The following is a 14362-nucleotide window of genomic DNA, read 5'->3' as shown; positions in this document are numbered from 1 at the left end:
GTGTACCGTGATCGCCGTTGCAGGCCCTCCGAAGCCATCCACGTGGCTGGGCGCGTGCTCGTCACCGTGGTGGCACCATCGTGAGTCGAGGTGAGCATGGTCCTTTGGGACAATCTCAACGACGCCGTTTTCAATGTCGTGGTCAACTCTGCGGGACAGCGATCACTTTGGCCGACCGAGCGCCAACTCCCCGGCGGCTGGCGGCCGGCGGGCTTCTCAGGGCCCCGCGAGGCGTGCCTCGAGCACATCGACAGGACGAGCACCGCGACCCCACCGCCCGCCCTCCCCGCCCCTGCCGGCTCACCCCGCACCGAGCCGCCCGACAGCACGGCGGTCGCGTTCGGGACACGCCGCTCGGTGCCCGAGACCTCCATCACCTCACTGGTAAGGGCGCAGGACATTTCCGCCGGCCGGCTAGCCGCGACGCACGGCCCGGACCGCGTCACCCGCGGGGAGCTCCTGAACACCGCCGCCGCATGGGCTCACGCGCTGGCTGAAGTGGGGTGCAGCCGTGAGGTACCAGTCGCGGTTCTGCTGCCCCGCGGCCTGGACACGCTGACCGCCATCCTCGCCGTCCTGGATTCCGGGGGTGCCTACCTGCCCCTGTCGTGCGAACTGCCCCTGGAACGAATCGAGTCGATTCTGCGGGACTCCGGCACCCGTATCGTCATCGCCACGGAGGAGCTTGCGGATCGGCTCGCAGCTCCGGGCCGCACGACGCTGACGATCCGACAACTGCGCGCCGCGCCGCCGTCCTCCGTATCCCCGTTAACCGCGGCCGGCGCGGACGATCTGGCCTTTGTCTTCTACACCTCAGGCACGACCGGCGAGCCCAAGGGCGTCGAAGGCACCCATCGGCAGCTGGTCAACTACGCGCTGTGGTGCGGAGACGCATTCGACCACCGATCTCACGAAACGACGTTCCTGAGCGCGTCCCTCTTCTTCCTGGGCTCCCTGACCACGATCTTCACGCCCCTCCTGAAGGGCTGGCCCATCACAGTCGTCCCCGACGGTGCAACTACCGACGCCCTGCTGGAACTCTCGACGACGACGCAGGGCGGGCTGCTCAAGCTCACTCCGACGCACATCCGCATGATGACGGCGCGCGCGGTCCCCAGCTCCGGGCTGGCACGCCAACTCATGGTGGGCAGCGAGGCATTGACCTGCACCCGCGAGCTCAAGGAATGGATGGCCGGATCGCCGGAGCGAGTGGTCGTCAACCACTACGGGCTCACCGAGACACACGGTTGCTTCTGTCACTGGCTCAGCGGCAGCGAGAGGGTCGGCAGCAGGGTGCCCATCGGGCGGCCGATCGACAACGTGGACGCTTACATCGTCGACAGCAACGGCGAGCCGGTCGGCATCGACGAGACAGGTGAACTTCTCGTTGGTGGCCCGTCGTTGGGGCGTGGCTACCGTAACCGGCCCGGGATGACGGCTCAGCGGTGGATACCCGACCCGTGGGGCACGGACGGCTCCCGCCTCCTGCGGACTGGTGATCTCGCACGCATGGACGCCGATGGAGTGATCACGGTCCTCGGGCGGGCCGACCGGCAGGTCAAGATCCGCGGCCACCGCGTCGAGCCCAGCGCCGTGGAGCAGGCCTTGCGGGGCGTGCCAGGGGTCAGGGAGGCACTGGTGCTGCCGCGGACGCGGGACGGCCAGGTGACGTTGGAGGCGTTCTTGCTCCACGGGCCGCAAGCCGCTCTCGAGCCACATGCGGCGAAGTCCGCGCTGGAGGCCCTGTATCCGCCGCAGTGGGTGCCCACGCACTGGGCGGTCCTGTCCGACTTCCCTGTGAACGCCAACGGCAAGGTGGACACTCACGCCCTTCCCGAGCCGTTGCCACTGAGCGCCGGCTCGCCCCGTGCACTGGGCGAGCCGGACCGCTGGAGCCGGACGGACCGTATCGTCGCCGGTGCGTACGGCGACGTCCTGGACATCGACGAGATCGGCCTGCACGACAGCTTCTACGAGCTGGGCGGTGACTCCTTGGCCGCCGTCAATGTCGCCGTGCGCATAGGTAAGGAATTGGGCTACGAGGTTCCGGTCCCGACCTCGGACGCCGCGACCGTACGGGCGTACGCCGAGAAGCTCGGCTCGACCACGGCCCCGAGGCGCTCCATATGACAGGCACTCCATCTGTGACGCTACTCACCGGGGCGACCGGGTTTCTCGGCGCGGCACTGGCGGGACGCTTCATGGCACTCGGCGACAGAGTGCGCTGCGTCGTGCGGGGCGCGACGCACACCGAGCGAACCGGGAGGCTGCGCTCCGCTTGCGACTACCCGCCACCCGGCGCCCGCGAGAGACTGGAAGTTGCTTCCGGTGATCTCGAACAGCCGGAGCTGGGGCTGTCGAAAGGAGAGTTCGAACGCCTCGGGCAGGACGTGACACGTGTCGTGCACTGCGGTGCCCGGGTCAACATGTCTCTCCCTTACGCCTCGCTCCATCCGTCCAACGTCGCCTCCACGGAAAGCCTGCTGGCTCTTGCCGAATCCCGTGGCGCCTTCTTCTGCCACATCGGCAGTCTCGCGTCAGTGGCGCACACCGTGACCGGTGAGCCCTTTGAACTCATCGATCCGGTCGTGGGCGGGTACGCACAGTCGAAATGGGCGGCCGACCGCCTCGTCAGCACCGCCCATCAGGAAATGCGCCTCAGCGCAACCATCTTCCGGCCGGGCCGGGTCACGGCGGACTCCCGCACGGGCCGTTCCAACCCCAGCGATCTGCTGGAGCAGATCCTCCGCTGCTGTGTGCACCTCGGCGTGGTGCCTGATCTGACTGGTTCCATCCGGCTCAGTCCTGTCGACTGGGTCGCCTCGCTCATCGTGACGCTGTCCGGCCGCACGGACTCCCACGGCCGCGCGTACCACTTGGTGTCCGAAGAGACACTGCCCTGGCGTGGCGCGGTCGACGTGCTGCGCGCGGCCGGGTACGAACTCGCCGAGATCCCTTACGTGAAGTGGCGTTCATTGGTGTACCGCGCGGGGCGCGAGGACACGTCGATCGCTCGACTTGCCACGTCCCTGCCCGAGGAACCGCTCGTCTTCGACAACCGTCCTGCGCTGCGGGCCACCCGTGCACGGACACAACTCGACCAGGAGTACCCCATGCTGCCGCCTGCGGCAGCCTTGCTGGCCAAGACCGTCGAGACATGGCGTGAGCACGGCGAACTCCCCTCCCGAGCCGCTGTCCGCGGCCCTGACCCGCAGGGAGCGCGATGAGCCCGCGCCGGCTGCAGCTGCACGACGAGCACACGCGACTCGGTGCACGCATGGTCGAGTCCGAGGGCTGGCTGCTCCCGCTCGAATTCGGCGGCGCCTTCAGGGAGTACCAGGCCCACCGCAGACGCTGCGTGGTATGGGACTCGTCCAACCTGGGGCGCGTTCGGGTAGCGGGCCCCGGTGCCTTCGAGGTCGTCCAGCGCACCTTCACCAATGACCTACGGCGCTCGCGCCCGGGCCATAGCCAGTACACGTTCCTGCTGTCACCGGACACCGCCGACGTGGTCGACGACCTGATGGTGTGGTGGGTGAGCGACGAGGAGTTCATCCTCACACCGAGCCGCCCCGAGGCCGTGCTCGGCGCGCTGCGCGGCACGCACGCCGAGGGGACCACAGGACCATGCAGCATCGAGGACGTCGCTGCCGGTCGCGTACTGCTCGCACTGCAAGGGGCACGCGCGGCTAACGAGTTGGCCGCACTGGAGGTGGACCCAGCCGAGCTGCCCCTTTTCACGGTGCGCGAGGCGGTGCTGGACGGGCATCCCGTGCGCGTCGCCACTACCGGATTCGGGCGGCAGATCGGCTTCGAGCTGGACCTGCCGGTGGCCATCGCACGCTCCGTGTACCGACGACTGGTCGACGCGGGGGTCGCGCCGGCGGGCCTGGCGATGCGCGAGACGCACCGTCTGGAAGCCGGCATCCCCAGATACGGATTCGAACTCGGCATCTCCATTTCCCCCATGGAGGCGGGCAGTTCACGGTCGGTCGCGCTCGACACCGAGTTCGTGGGCCGCGCGGCTCTGATCGCGCGAACCCGCCGCGGGCTCGACCGTGTCTTGCGCGCCGTGGTGATGGGCACCCGCCAGGCCCCGCCCGCAGGCGGCGTACTGCTCCATCGCGGCAACGTGGTGGGCCGTATCACCAGTGGGAACTATGCGCCTCGGTTACACCGCGGCCTCGGATTCGCGTTCGTACGCTCACACATCGACGTGGGGACCCCGGTGACCGTGCGCGGCCCGCACGGAGAACTCGAGGGCAAGGTCAGGGCGGTCCCCGTCGATCTGAAGGCGGCGCTGTGAGTACGCGGGAGCAAGGCATCGACGCCATGGGATTCTTCGAACCGGCGGACGCCTGGGTCCTGAAGAACCCACACGCGGCCTACCGCCGGCTGCGGGACCCCGTCCCGATCGCGTATCTGTCGCCGGTGCGATGCCGGGCGGTGCCTACCTACCCGCACTACGTGGGGGCTCGCCTGAGAACCACCACGACGAGTTCGACGCAGTGGGGCACCTCGCCGAGCCCGTCGTCCTCAAGGCCGGCGGCGACCTCACAGGCCGGCACCGAGCGCAGGTGCAGCCCTTTGCGCGCGAAGCCGCTGTTGGCCAAGACGCCCTCCACGGCGTACCGGCGACACGAATCTCGAACGGACTCGGCATCGGGGAAGAGTTCATGAGCACTGCTTCACACAGCACGACGGCGTATCGCATCGACCCCGACCTGTACCGGGTCGCCCGGCTCTACCGGCGCGTCGACCATGCCGATGCGGAGGCCGTACGTCGCGAAGCCGCCCGCCGCATCAAAGTGTCGCAGTTCGCGGGCCTGTGGGTGGCCGCCGATCCCGCCGTACACGTCGAGGACCGCGTCGTGCACGACGGTACGGGGCACGAGGTGGCAGTGCGGATCTACCGCTCCAAGGCCGAGTCAGGTCCTCGACCCGCCGTGGTGTACCTGCATGGTGGTGCTTTCATCTCAGGCGACCTCGACTTCGAACATCCCCGCTGCCTGGAAACCTGCCGGGAGACGGGGTGCACCGTGGTGGCCGTGGACTACCGGCTGGCCCCCGAGCACCCTTACCCTGCCGGCCTCGACGACTGCGTTGCCGCCTACCGGTGGCTGTGCGCCAAGGGTGCATCGATCGGCGTGGAGACAGCGCGGATCGCGATCGCCGGGGCCAGCGCAGGCGGGGCTCTCACGGCGGCATTGTGCATGCGCGCCCGGGACGGCGGACTCCCGGCACCCGCGCTGCAGATGCTGTTGTATCCCGTGACGGACGACCGCCTCCGGACGGCTTCCATGCGGGCGTTCACCGACACGCCCGCATGGGATGCCCCCAACTGCGTGCACATGTGGAACCACTACCTGGGGCCGGTGGAGCGGCGGGGCAACGTGTCCCCGTATGCCGCCCCTGGTCGCGCCACCGACCTGTCGGGACTGCCGGACGCCTACGTGATGACCGCGGAGCTCGACCCGTTGAGGGACGAGGGCGCGCACTACGCGCGGGCGCTCGCAGACGCCGGTGCCTCCACCGAACTGCACTGCCTCGCCGGGGCGTTCCACGCCTTCGACACGCTGTCCTCGGCGCCGCTCTCGCTCCGGGCCCGCCGTGAGCACCACGAAGTGTTGCGTACCAGGCTGGGCCAAAACCCCATCCGGGCTCGCCGAAGTGAGAGCGACAGGCACCAGCCACCACCTGAGGAGGATGTCCATGTCGTCTGAGGACGAATTCGTCCAGAACGCCCTTGAGTTCCTGCAAGAGATCGGCGCCGACACATCGCTGGTGACTCCCGACACCCATCTCTTCCAGTCAGGGCTGCTGGACTCCCTGGGGACGCTCGCCTTCCTCGACTTCCTCGAGCAGCAGCGCGGTGGGGAGGTCGAGATCGACTCACTCGACTTCAACGCGATCGCGACGCTACGCAGCACCTACACGTTCGTCTTCACTCGTTGACGCCACTCGGTCCGACGGAAGGGATTTCTTCATGAAGGTTGGATTCATCGGCCCCGGCCTGATGGGGGCACCCATGGTGGAGCGGCTCCTCGCCGCGGAGCACGACGTCGTGGTCTCTTCGCGGGACCCTGGCCGACTGCCGGACGCCTGGAACGTCGTCGACAAGCCCGAAGCGGCGGCTGAAGGCGCGGAGGTGATCTGCTCGATTCTGCCGGACTCCGGCGAGGTCGAGTCGGTGGTGGACGCAGTGCTGACCGTGGCCGACCCGGGTGCGGTCCTCCTGGAGATGACGACGCATTCGCCCAGGGTGGCCCGCCAACTCGCCGCCCGGGCCGAGCGGCACGGCGTGAGCTACCTGGACAGCCCGGCCGGAGGCGGTATCGCCGCGGTACGCGACGGGACGTTGGCGTTCTGGGTCGGCGGACCGCAGGAGGCGCTGGAGCGGGCCCGTCCCGTCCTCACCGCGATGGGCGACAGGGAACGTCTGCGGCACTGCGGACCCGTCGGCTCCGGCCTCACCGTCAAGCTGATCAACAACTACCTGGTGGCGGTGAACGCAGTGGCATCCGGTGAGGCCCTGGCGATGGTGCGCGAAGCCGGTCTCGATGTGTCCGTGGCCATCGACGCCATCACATCCGGCGGTGGGGGCGCCAACGCCCAGCTGGCGAACCTGTATCCGAAGCGGGTCATGGTGGGCGACTTCACTGCGGGCTTCAAGCTGGACTACATGGTCAAGGACCTGGGGCACGCCTTCGATCTGGCGGCGGAACTGGGCGTCGCCTCCCCGGTCGGGCGCGCCGCCGGGGACCGAATGTCCGAGGCACTCGATCAGTACGGTGGCGAGGTCGATTTCGGCTCGGTGTCCCACCTCAACGAATGGTGATCGCCTCGACGACCCCGCGCTACCTCGATGTTCCGACCTTACGCGCCCTGCTGCGCAGCAAGGAGCCGCCGTGGTGCGCCGGACCGGAGATGATGGTGCGCCGGCCGTACATGCTCTGGCTGGTGGACTCACGTCGGCACGCGGCGCACGCCGAGGTACTGGCCCTTGACATCCTTGACGCCGAGGAGCAGCAGCGCGCCGCGTCACTGCACGATGCTGCCGCACGCGACACGTACGTCGCCGCCCACGTGGCCCTGCGTGCACTGCTCAGCTGGGCCATCGGTTTCGAAGCGGCAAAGGTGTCGTTGGTCCGCGAGCCGTGTCCGCTGTGCGGCGACCCGCACGGACGCCCCGCAGTGGCGGGCGGGTCACCTCACTTCTCCCTCTCGCATTCCGGCAGACTCGCGCTGATCGCCATGTCCGCCCGGACAGTCGGTGTCGACGTGCAGCAACTCCCCTCCGTCGGGATGGTGCAACGGGTGCAGAGGCGGCTGCACCCAGAGGAGGCAGCGGAGTTGGACGCGACGCCGGACCACCGCAAGCCGGAGGCGTTCGCCCGTACCTGGGTGCGCAAGGAGTCGTATCTCAAGGGGCGGGGCAGCGGACTGGCCGGCGGGCTGCGGCACATCCGAACGGGGACAAGCGGTCAGCCTGCCGCGGCCCCTGCGGGGTGGAGTATCCAGGACATCACCATGCCGAACGGCTATGCAGCCGCAGTGGCCGTCGCTCCCTCGCCTGAACTGGTACTCCCGGCCCAAGCCGGAGTCACCGATGGGCTCGGGGCCGGTCCCAGGTGTGTTGACGCCAGGAACGATGAAGGGTGACGCGATGCAGCCGTGGTTCCATGTCCCCACACTCACTGGCTCCCTGGTCCGACTCGAGCCGTTGTCCGCTGATCACGCAGCCGACCTCGCTCGGGCCGCAGAGGAGGATCGCAGCAGTTACGCCTTCACGCTCGTCCCCCGGGCCGAGCAGGTCGTCGACTATCTGGCAGCTCAATTCGACCGCATGGCGCAGGGACTCGTCCCGTTCGCGCTGGTCCGGCAGAGCGACGGTCGCGCAGTGGGCTGCACGGCGTATTGGGACCCCCGGTACTGGCCGGGTCGACAGGATCTGCAGGCTGTCGAGATCGGCTTCACTTGGCTCGGCGCCTCCGCTCAGGGCAGTGGGATCAACACCGAGGCGAAGCTGCTGTTGATGCAGTACGCCTTCGAGGAACTGCGGGTGGTGCGGGTCGATCTCAAGACTGACGCCCGCAACCAACAGTCGCGACGGGCCATCGAGGCCATCGGCGCCACCTACGAGGGCGTGCTGCGCAACTGGTCGATGTCTTGGGCCCCTGGCGAAAAGGGGCAGCTCAGGGACTCCGCCATGTACTCCGTTGTGAGCGCGGAATGGGACGGCGTCAAGACCTGCTTGCTCGAGCGACTCACCACATGACTACGCGGCTGCGTACCGCACTACCGCGACAGAAGAATTCAATCTCTCACCTATCGCCTATTGCCAATTGGCGATAGGCGTGGCAGGGGCGCCGATCCGACGGAGCGGAGAAGTCCGCTCTCTGGTTCAAGAGAGGTCGCCTTACCGGATCTGAGACCCGTGCCGAGCAACACAGTTACCAGCGATTGTGTAACGCAATGGCTGGTATGTTTCGCTGCTCGCGGGAGCATCATCGACACATGAACAGCGGCGCCGAGACTCGACATCCCGGCGGCTTTCGACGCCGACCGCCCCATCGAACCCCTTCAACGCCTTCAGTCCTCGGACTTGACCGTCTTCATCGTCAGGTGCGAGTCCACCCTCGTCACGGCGGGCAGCGCAATGAGCCGGCTGGTCAGGAACTTCTCGTACGCGGCGTGGTCCTCGACTGCGACACGGATGAAGAAGTCGGGCCGCCCGAACATCCGCCGCAGCTCGATCACCTCGTCGTACGCGGCCACCTGCCTCTCGAACTCTTCGAGTGACGCGAGGTCGTGGCCACCGACCTCGACCGCGATGACGACCTCGACGTTGCGCCCCATGACCGCCGGGTCGATACGGGCGCGATATCCGGAAATCACGCCCGCCTCGCGCAGACGCTTGACCCTGCGTAAGCAGGGCGGGGGGCTCAGGCCCACGCGCTGCGCGAGCTCAACATTGGTGAGGCGGCCATTTCTGGCTAGTTGGAGCAATATTGCGCGGTCTATGGCATCCAGGGACCGGTCACTACTCATGAGGGCCACAATAGCAACCCTGCTGAACAACTTCCGTTAGTTTCACGGTAGTTGCATAACCCGGCATCGCACCGGCGGTCTCATTACCTGAGATGGCACTTGCTGGACTTACGGTTGATTCGTGTACCGTACCTGTACTGGATTCAACGGTCTCCTGACTTACCGATTCGGTATATCGCTTCACTACAAGTGGCGATGGACTGCAACCCCGCTACGCATCACTTCAGGTCCATGGGCGTGATTCACGCCTGAGGGCTACGAATGCAAGCCGGCCGGCGAAGTGATGGCATCCTCGTTGCCCACCCGGGGCACGGCCGGCCCGGCTCTGCATGGCCGTCGCCAGGTCTGCCCCGCCGGCCGCACTTCGCTTCCCGTGACAACGACGTCACGTCACACATCTTCGACAAGCCAGAAGAGCATGGCGGGTGACGATGCGCGAGGCAGGTTTCCGCATCCGAACACCAGGCCGTGGACCACGCGACGTCGGCGCACAGGGTCCCCGTGGCCTCCGCCGCCCGATGCTCCGGACGAACCGCCCTCCTGCGTACCACGACTGCTGTCACGTCAAGAACCAAGAGGTGAAGCAATGCCCGTGCCTGTGTCCTCGTCGAATGCCCACCTTGCCGGTATCGATACGGCGGCGGCGTTCCGCGCCGCTGTGGGTGCGTTACCGGACCCGAACTGTCTGGCCGGCGTCCTCGGCGCCTGCCTCCGGCCGCTCATCTACAGCCGCCACCACTGGCTGGTGTACAAGGGCGAGTACCGCGTGCGCGCCGACCTGCGCTCGGCCCTGGAGTCTCTGAGCGAGCGTGCCCCTGAGGAATGGGGCGACGAGGAGGCGGACCTCGTCCTGACCCTGTTCACGCTGAACGCCGCCGCCGTCGGACTCGACGAGCTCGAGGACCGGGCGGACTCTGCAGCAGTGCGCACTGCATTGCTTGCGCGCCACGCGCTGTACGCGTCTGTCGTCGACCCGGACGAGGCCGCACCCCAGGCCCTGCTCGACCTGGCGTTCCGGCTGGCGCGCATGCGCGCACTGGTCGAGGAGACTCATGAGCTGTACTCGATCATCGACGGGCGCGCCTGGTTCCGTACCGAGGGAGTGTTCCCGCGCGGGGACGTCGATCGAAGCGTGCTCCCGATGCCGGCCGAGCAAGCGCTGGCCACCCTGCCCGGCTCTGGCGACGGTACCTCCACGGCCGATCGGCTGGCCGCCGTGACGCGCAAGGCCATCGCCCAAGACGCTCAGAGCGCATCCGTACTCCGCGCGATCATGGCGGCGGCTCTCAAGGACCCCGTGCTGCGTGCGGATCACGTGACGCTCACCTGCCCGATGGGGAACATGCTGGACCGGCCGCACGAGATGACCACGAGTCAGGCGTTCTTCACCGAGACGCAGTTGCGCGAAGGGATCGAACTGGCCGACTACGCAGAGCGGTTGGGGCACGACTCCGACGACCAACTCCAACGCACCATCCGCGCCCGCATGCTGAAGCTGAAGCGCGGGGCCATCCGCAGCTTGTACGGCCCCGGCTGCATGCAGGGCCAGTTCGTGGAGAAGCACGGCGGACACATGCTGTTCCGCAACGAGGACGCCCATTACCGAGGCCACCAGAGCATAGGTTGCTCCAGCGGCGGCCGGGCATCGTTCGCCCTGGGCTACCGCCTGGCCGAAGGCACCGAGAACGTGCTGACACCCATGGTCGGCGACTTCCGAGTCGTACGGATGAGCCATGACGAACGCGACGAGTTCACCGTCGACGAACTCAAGCACACCATCCGCTACGCCGAGTGGATCCGGGTCGTGGTGGAGGAGACCTACCGGGCCGGCGCGGTCATCCGCAGGGACGACGCGTAGGCATCGGCGAAGCCACCGTCAGAAGGGAAAGGGAGACGTCATGCGCATGTGGATCGACCAGTCCCGGTGCCAGAACAGCGGCCTGTGCGAAGAGGAGGCACCGGAGTTGTTCGCCATCGGGGACGGCTTCCTGGCGTACGTGCGCCAGGACGGCGAAGTCCTCGACCAGCCTGGAGGCGAGGGCAGCCAGGCCGAAGTACCCGAGCACCAGGTGGCGCTCGCCGAGCAGTGCGCCAAGGCATGCCCCGCCTTGTGCATCCACCTCGTGGACTGACAGACCCAGAGCCCACAGCACCACTCAAGGAATGCAGAAGCCCGCAACGTAACGGAGCAGATGTGACCGTCATTTCGGATCAGCCGTCGCAACTCTCGCTCGAGGAGGCATACGACCGCATCCACGCCCTGGCACGCGGGTGCGCCGAGCACCCCGCGGTGAACAACGCCTTCTATGACATGTGGATCGCCGAAGAGCTCACCACCGACGAGGTGGAACTCGTCGCCAAGAACTTCTACGAGCGTGTGCGGCGTACCCCGATCCGTATCGCACTGGCCTTCCTGCACATGAAGGACCTCACAGCACGTGCTGAAACGGTGGAGAACCTCTACGACGAGATGGGTCACGGAGACCCCGCCAAGGCGCACTCGGTGATCCTGCGCGACTTCCTCGAGAATCTGCTGAGCCGGATGCGCGGCCACGACGTCGACCTGGACACGGTGAAGGCCCCGGTGCTGCCTTCGACACTGCGCCTCATCGAGGAGAGCGAGAAGACGTTCAGCAGCCGGTATCCGCAGGAGGTCTGCGGCGCCCTGCTTGCCCAGGAGTGGCACGCGTATCCGCAGCTGGTCAGCCTGTACGAGGGCGTGCGCAACTACCGCCGCCACTACGGGTTCGAAGAGTTCCACGAGCAGTGCGAATTCTTCTACCTGCACATAGGGGCCACGGAGAAGGAACACAAGGTCCACTCCCTGTCGACCGCCGCCAAGGCCTGCAGCTCGCTCGAGGACATCAAGCAACTGGAATGGGGCTTCACGGCCTACCTCGACCTGCTCGCCGAGAACTGGGCCGAGATCCATCGCACTCTCAGGCCCAGCTGACCCACGGCTGTCGGCCCGACACCGATCACCCTTGCACCCCGGAGAACCGGCTGCGGGGCGCAGGGGTGTTCGGTCCCCGCGATGCACTTGCCGGTGGTGTTGAGGCAAACCTCGTGAACGGGGACGCGGCGCTTGGGGCACACATGGGCGAACAGCGCGCTCTCAGCCGGGCCGGCAGCCACGAACGTGACCGCTCCGGCGTCAGCATGCCCCCATAGAGCGTCGGCCTCGGCCGCCTCGGCTCACTCACACGACAGGAGCCCCGTAATCGCCACTCAAGCTGCCCGGATCCCTACGCACAGCACCAGCCGAAGGCCTTACGCCGCTGAGCCCGACCATATGTGGGGGACCTTATTCGACAAGGTCTCGGCCCTGTCGCAACGCGAGTTCGAAGTCTTCTGTCTGCTGGCCGAGGGTGCTTCGAACCGTTCGATCTCCACGTTCCTGAAAGTCACCGAACGGACGGTGAAGGCGCACGTGGCACAGGTGCTGGCCAAGCTCGACGTGGAGTCTCGCCTGCAGGCGGGGATCGTCGCCTTCGCCTGGGCGGTGCACATCAGCAACCGCACCTCACCCGTGCTCCCCTCGCCTCCCTGCTCCACGCCTCTCGTGCACTCCTGTGGACGCGGCTGACCTGACGGATTCCCGCCCCGTCCGTGACCGGACGGCCGCGGGGCCGGCCACCGTACGCGCTCAGGAGACACCCACCAGCCGCAGCAGGGCCGTGCATACGGCGGCCCCCAGGACCACCACGACGAACGGCGCCTTGCGCCACGCGAGGAGACCTCCTACCAGCACTCCGACCGGGCGGGCCACCCCCGCCCACTCATGAGCCTCGAACAGTGCGGTGGTGGCAACCAGTGCGGCGAGCAACACCACCGCGGAGCGCTCCATGAGCTTCTCCACCGCGGGCGGGAACTCGACCCTGGAGCGCAACGCCGGGCCCGCCAGACGGAAGGCATACGTTCCGATGGCCAGCACGAGCATCGCCCCGACCAGCAACGGAGTGTTCGTCATCGCGCGCCTTCATCCTCTCGTACACGCTTTGTCGCCAAGATGACGCCGGCCAACGCCAGCAGGACGGGCAGCCCGACCGGCAGGAACGGTGTCGCGACCAGAGCGAGCGCGGAGCCGAGAAGGGCCGCGGTCCGGGTCTTCCGGTCACGCAGGGCCGGCAGGATCAGCGCCAGGATGACCGCCGGGAACATGGCGTCCAAGCCGAGGGCATCCGTGTCCTTGATCACCGCACCGGCCATGCCGCCCAAGAGGGCGCCAAGCGGCCAGCACACCAAGATGCCGAGTCCGCACAGCCGGTACGCGGCGCGCTTGGCGGGCAGGTCCTTCTGCGCCAGGGCGAAGACAACGGTCTCGTCATTCATGAGGTGTGTGTCGAGGAACCGACGCCAGCCGCGGCCGATCACGTCCGGAATGGCCAGCCCGAAGGGCAGGTGCCGGGCGTTGACCAGCAGCCCCGCCAGAACGGCTGCAATCGGGCTGCCGCCCGCGGCGATAATCCCAATGAACAGGAACTCCGAGGACGCGGCGACGACGAGCACTCCCAGCAGCACCGGCACCCACAGAGGGAACCCTGATGCCACCGCAATCGCGCCGTAGGACAGGCCGATGACACCAACCGCCAGACACACCAATGCCACGTCACGCAGCACTTCGCGCGCTAGAGTTCTCCATATCGAACGCATGGAGTACATGATGAACGCCACGAAGTTCGTTCGTCAAGACGAACGGCCGACCGGTGGAGCGAACGACCGATGAAGACACCCCCGCCAACAGCCGACTCCACGAAGCCCCCGCTGGAGGCCATCGCCGCCGCTCTACGCCGAGAACGCAACCGCGCCGGCCTGAGCCTCAGCGAGGTCGCGCAGCGGGCGGGGATCGCCAAATCCACTCTCTCCCAACTGGAATCAGGCTCGGGAAACCCCAGCCTGGAGACTCTCTGGGCGCTCTGTGTCGCACTGGATACGCCGTTCTCCCGGTTGGTCGAACCCCGTCAGCCCCGGGTCCAGGTGATCAGGGTCGGAGAAGGGGCTGCCGTCTCCTCCGCCCAGGCCGACTACCACGCCGTCCTGCTCTCGACCTGCCCGCCCGGCGCGCGACGCGACATCTACCGCGTCACCGCCGAGCCGGGGCACCAGCGCACGTCGGACCCGCACATGCCGGGAGTCGTGGAGCACGTGGTGCTGGGCTCCGGCCGGGCGCTGGTGGGGCTGGCCGACGATGCTGTGGAACTGGGCCCTGGTGACGCCATCACTTACCCGGCCGATCTGCCCCATGTGTTCCGCGCACTGGAGCCGGGCACCTGGGCCGTGCTGGTCAGCGAGCACGTGTAAGGGCTCGGAG

17 protein-coding genes are annotated in these 14362 nt (G+C 67.5%); 13 read left to right on the top strand and 4 right to left on the bottom strand.

All coding sequences use genetic code 11. The features are described 5' to 3' along the window. Nucleotides 1-96 precede the first annotated feature (96 nt). The 3 genes from ACZ3H8_RS20000 to ACZ3H8_RS19990 are packed head-to-tail and all read left to right on the top strand — an operon-like array spanning nt 97 to nt 4306. A complete protein-coding gene (locus tag ACZ3H8_RS20000; RefSeq protein ID WP_467404081.1) occupies nt 97-2130 on the top strand; it encodes an amino acid adenylation domain-containing protein in 2034 nt (677 codons plus the stop codon). Between the two features lie 14 nt (nt 2131-2144). Further along, on the top strand, nt 2145-3227 hold the full coding sequence (locus tag ACZ3H8_RS19995) for a thioester reductase domain-containing protein (protein WP_467403593.1): 1083 nt from the start codon (nt 2145-2147) through the stop codon (nt 3225-3227). Further along, a complete protein-coding gene (locus tag ACZ3H8_RS19990; protein ID WP_467403591.1) occupies nt 3224-4306 on the top strand; it encodes a glycine cleavage T C-terminal barrel domain-containing protein in 1083 nt (360 codons plus the stop codon). Before ACZ3H8_RS19995 ends, ACZ3H8_RS19990 begins: the two co-directional genes overlap by 4 nt. Nucleotides 4307-4463: 157 nt before the next feature. Here ACZ3H8_RS19990 and ACZ3H8_RS19985 read toward each other — a convergent pair whose 3' ends face one another. After that, the gene (locus tag ACZ3H8_RS19985) at nt 4464-4625 is read right to left on the bottom strand and encodes a hypothetical protein (RefSeq protein WP_467403589.1); all 162 of its coding nucleotides are present in this window, start codon (nt 4623-4625) and stop codon (nt 4464-4466) included. Nucleotides 4626-4676: 51 nt separating this feature from the next. On the opposite strand from ACZ3H8_RS19985, the gene ACZ3H8_RS19980 reads away from it, so the two are divergent. The 5 genes from ACZ3H8_RS19980 to ACZ3H8_RS19960 are packed head-to-tail and all read left to right on the top strand — an operon-like array spanning nt 4677 to nt 8278. After that, a complete protein-coding gene (locus tag ACZ3H8_RS19980; protein ID WP_467403587.1) occupies nt 4677-5723 on the top strand; it encodes an alpha/beta hydrolase in 1047 nt (348 codons plus the stop codon). After that, the gene (locus tag ACZ3H8_RS19975; protein ID WP_467403585.1) at nt 5713-5955 is read left to right on the top strand and encodes a phosphopantetheine-binding protein; all 243 of its coding nucleotides are present in this window, start codon (nt 5713-5715) and stop codon (nt 5953-5955) included. The genes ACZ3H8_RS19980 and ACZ3H8_RS19975 overlap by 11 nt, the downstream gene beginning before the upstream one ends. A gap of 31 nt (nt 5956-5986) precedes the next feature. Beyond that, nucleotides 5987-6838: an NAD(P)-dependent oxidoreductase gene (locus ACZ3H8_RS19970; protein ID WP_467403584.1), complete on the top strand. Its 852-nt coding sequence runs from the start codon at nt 5987-5989 to the stop codon at nt 6836-6838. Next, nucleotides 6832-7662: a 4'-phosphopantetheinyl transferase family protein gene (locus ACZ3H8_RS19965; protein WP_467403582.1), complete on the top strand. Its 831-nt coding sequence runs from the start codon at nt 6832-6834 to the stop codon at nt 7660-7662. The genes ACZ3H8_RS19970 and ACZ3H8_RS19965 overlap by 7 nt, the downstream gene beginning before the upstream one ends. Before the next feature lie 4 nt (nt 7663-7666). Continuing rightward, a complete protein-coding gene (locus ACZ3H8_RS19960; RefSeq protein ID WP_467404078.1) occupies nt 7667-8278 on the top strand; it encodes a GNAT family N-acetyltransferase in 612 nt (203 codons plus the stop codon). A 314-nt stretch (nt 8279-8592) separates the two neighbouring features. Here the strand turns inward: ACZ3H8_RS19960 and ACZ3H8_RS19955 are convergent, their stop codons facing one another. After that, nucleotides 8593-9051, bottom strand: a complete 459-nt coding sequence (locus ACZ3H8_RS19955) for an Lrp/AsnC family transcriptional regulator (protein WP_467403579.1) — start codon at nt 9049-9051, stop codon at nt 8593-8595. Nucleotides 9052-9637: 586 nt separating this feature from the next. Here ACZ3H8_RS19955 and ACZ3H8_RS19950 point away from each other — a divergent pair. From ACZ3H8_RS19950 to ACZ3H8_RS19935, 4 genes are all read left to right on the top strand, one after another. Beyond that, nucleotides 9638-10909, top strand: coding sequence for a hypothetical protein (locus ACZ3H8_RS19950; RefSeq protein ID WP_467403578.1), 1272 nt, complete (start codon nt 9638-9640; stop codon nt 10907-10909). A 40-nt stretch (nt 10910-10949) separates the two neighbouring features. After that, nucleotides 10950-11183, top strand: a complete 234-nt coding sequence (locus tag ACZ3H8_RS19945; RefSeq protein ID WP_467403576.1) for a ferredoxin — start codon at nt 10950-10952, stop codon at nt 11181-11183. A 62-nt stretch (nt 11184-11245) separates the two neighbouring features. After that, complete coding sequence (locus tag ACZ3H8_RS19940; RefSeq protein ID WP_467403573.1) at nt 11246-12004, top strand: iron-containing redox enzyme family protein; 759 nt, start codon at nt 11246-11248, stop codon at nt 12002-12004. A gap of 339 nt (nt 12005-12343) precedes the next feature. Beyond that, on the top strand, nt 12344-12637 hold the full coding sequence (locus tag ACZ3H8_RS19935) for a helix-turn-helix domain-containing protein (RefSeq protein ID WP_467403572.1): 294 nt from the start codon (nt 12344-12346) through the stop codon (nt 12635-12637). A gap of 60 nt (nt 12638-12697) precedes the next feature. Here ACZ3H8_RS19935 and ACZ3H8_RS19930 read toward each other — a convergent pair whose 3' ends face one another. Both ACZ3H8_RS19930 and ACZ3H8_RS19925 read right to left on the bottom strand, forming a co-directional pair. Next, nucleotides 12698-13021, bottom strand: coding sequence for an AzlD domain-containing protein (locus tag ACZ3H8_RS19930; RefSeq protein WP_381952532.1), 324 nt, complete (start codon nt 13019-13021; stop codon nt 12698-12700). Then, nucleotides 13018-13704: an AzlC family ABC transporter permease gene (locus ACZ3H8_RS19925; RefSeq protein ID WP_467403568.1), complete on the bottom strand. Its 687-nt coding sequence runs from the start codon at nt 13702-13704 to the stop codon at nt 13018-13020. The genes ACZ3H8_RS19930 and ACZ3H8_RS19925 overlap by 4 nt, the downstream gene beginning before the upstream one ends. A 69-nt stretch (nt 13705-13773) precedes the next feature. Here ACZ3H8_RS19925 and ACZ3H8_RS19920 point away from each other — a divergent pair, with 69 nt between their 5' ends. Next, a complete protein-coding gene (locus ACZ3H8_RS19920) occupies nt 13774-14352 on the top strand; it encodes a helix-turn-helix domain-containing protein (protein ID WP_467403565.1) in 579 nt (192 codons plus the stop codon). The last annotated feature ends 10 nt before the right edge of the window (nt 14353-14362 follow it).

The sequence above is a fragment of the Streptomyces sp. NPDC002868 genome, assembly GCF_055563295.1.
The sequence above is the reverse complement of the archived record's forward strand: the minus strand, read 5'-3'. Positions and strand labels throughout refer to the sequence as shown.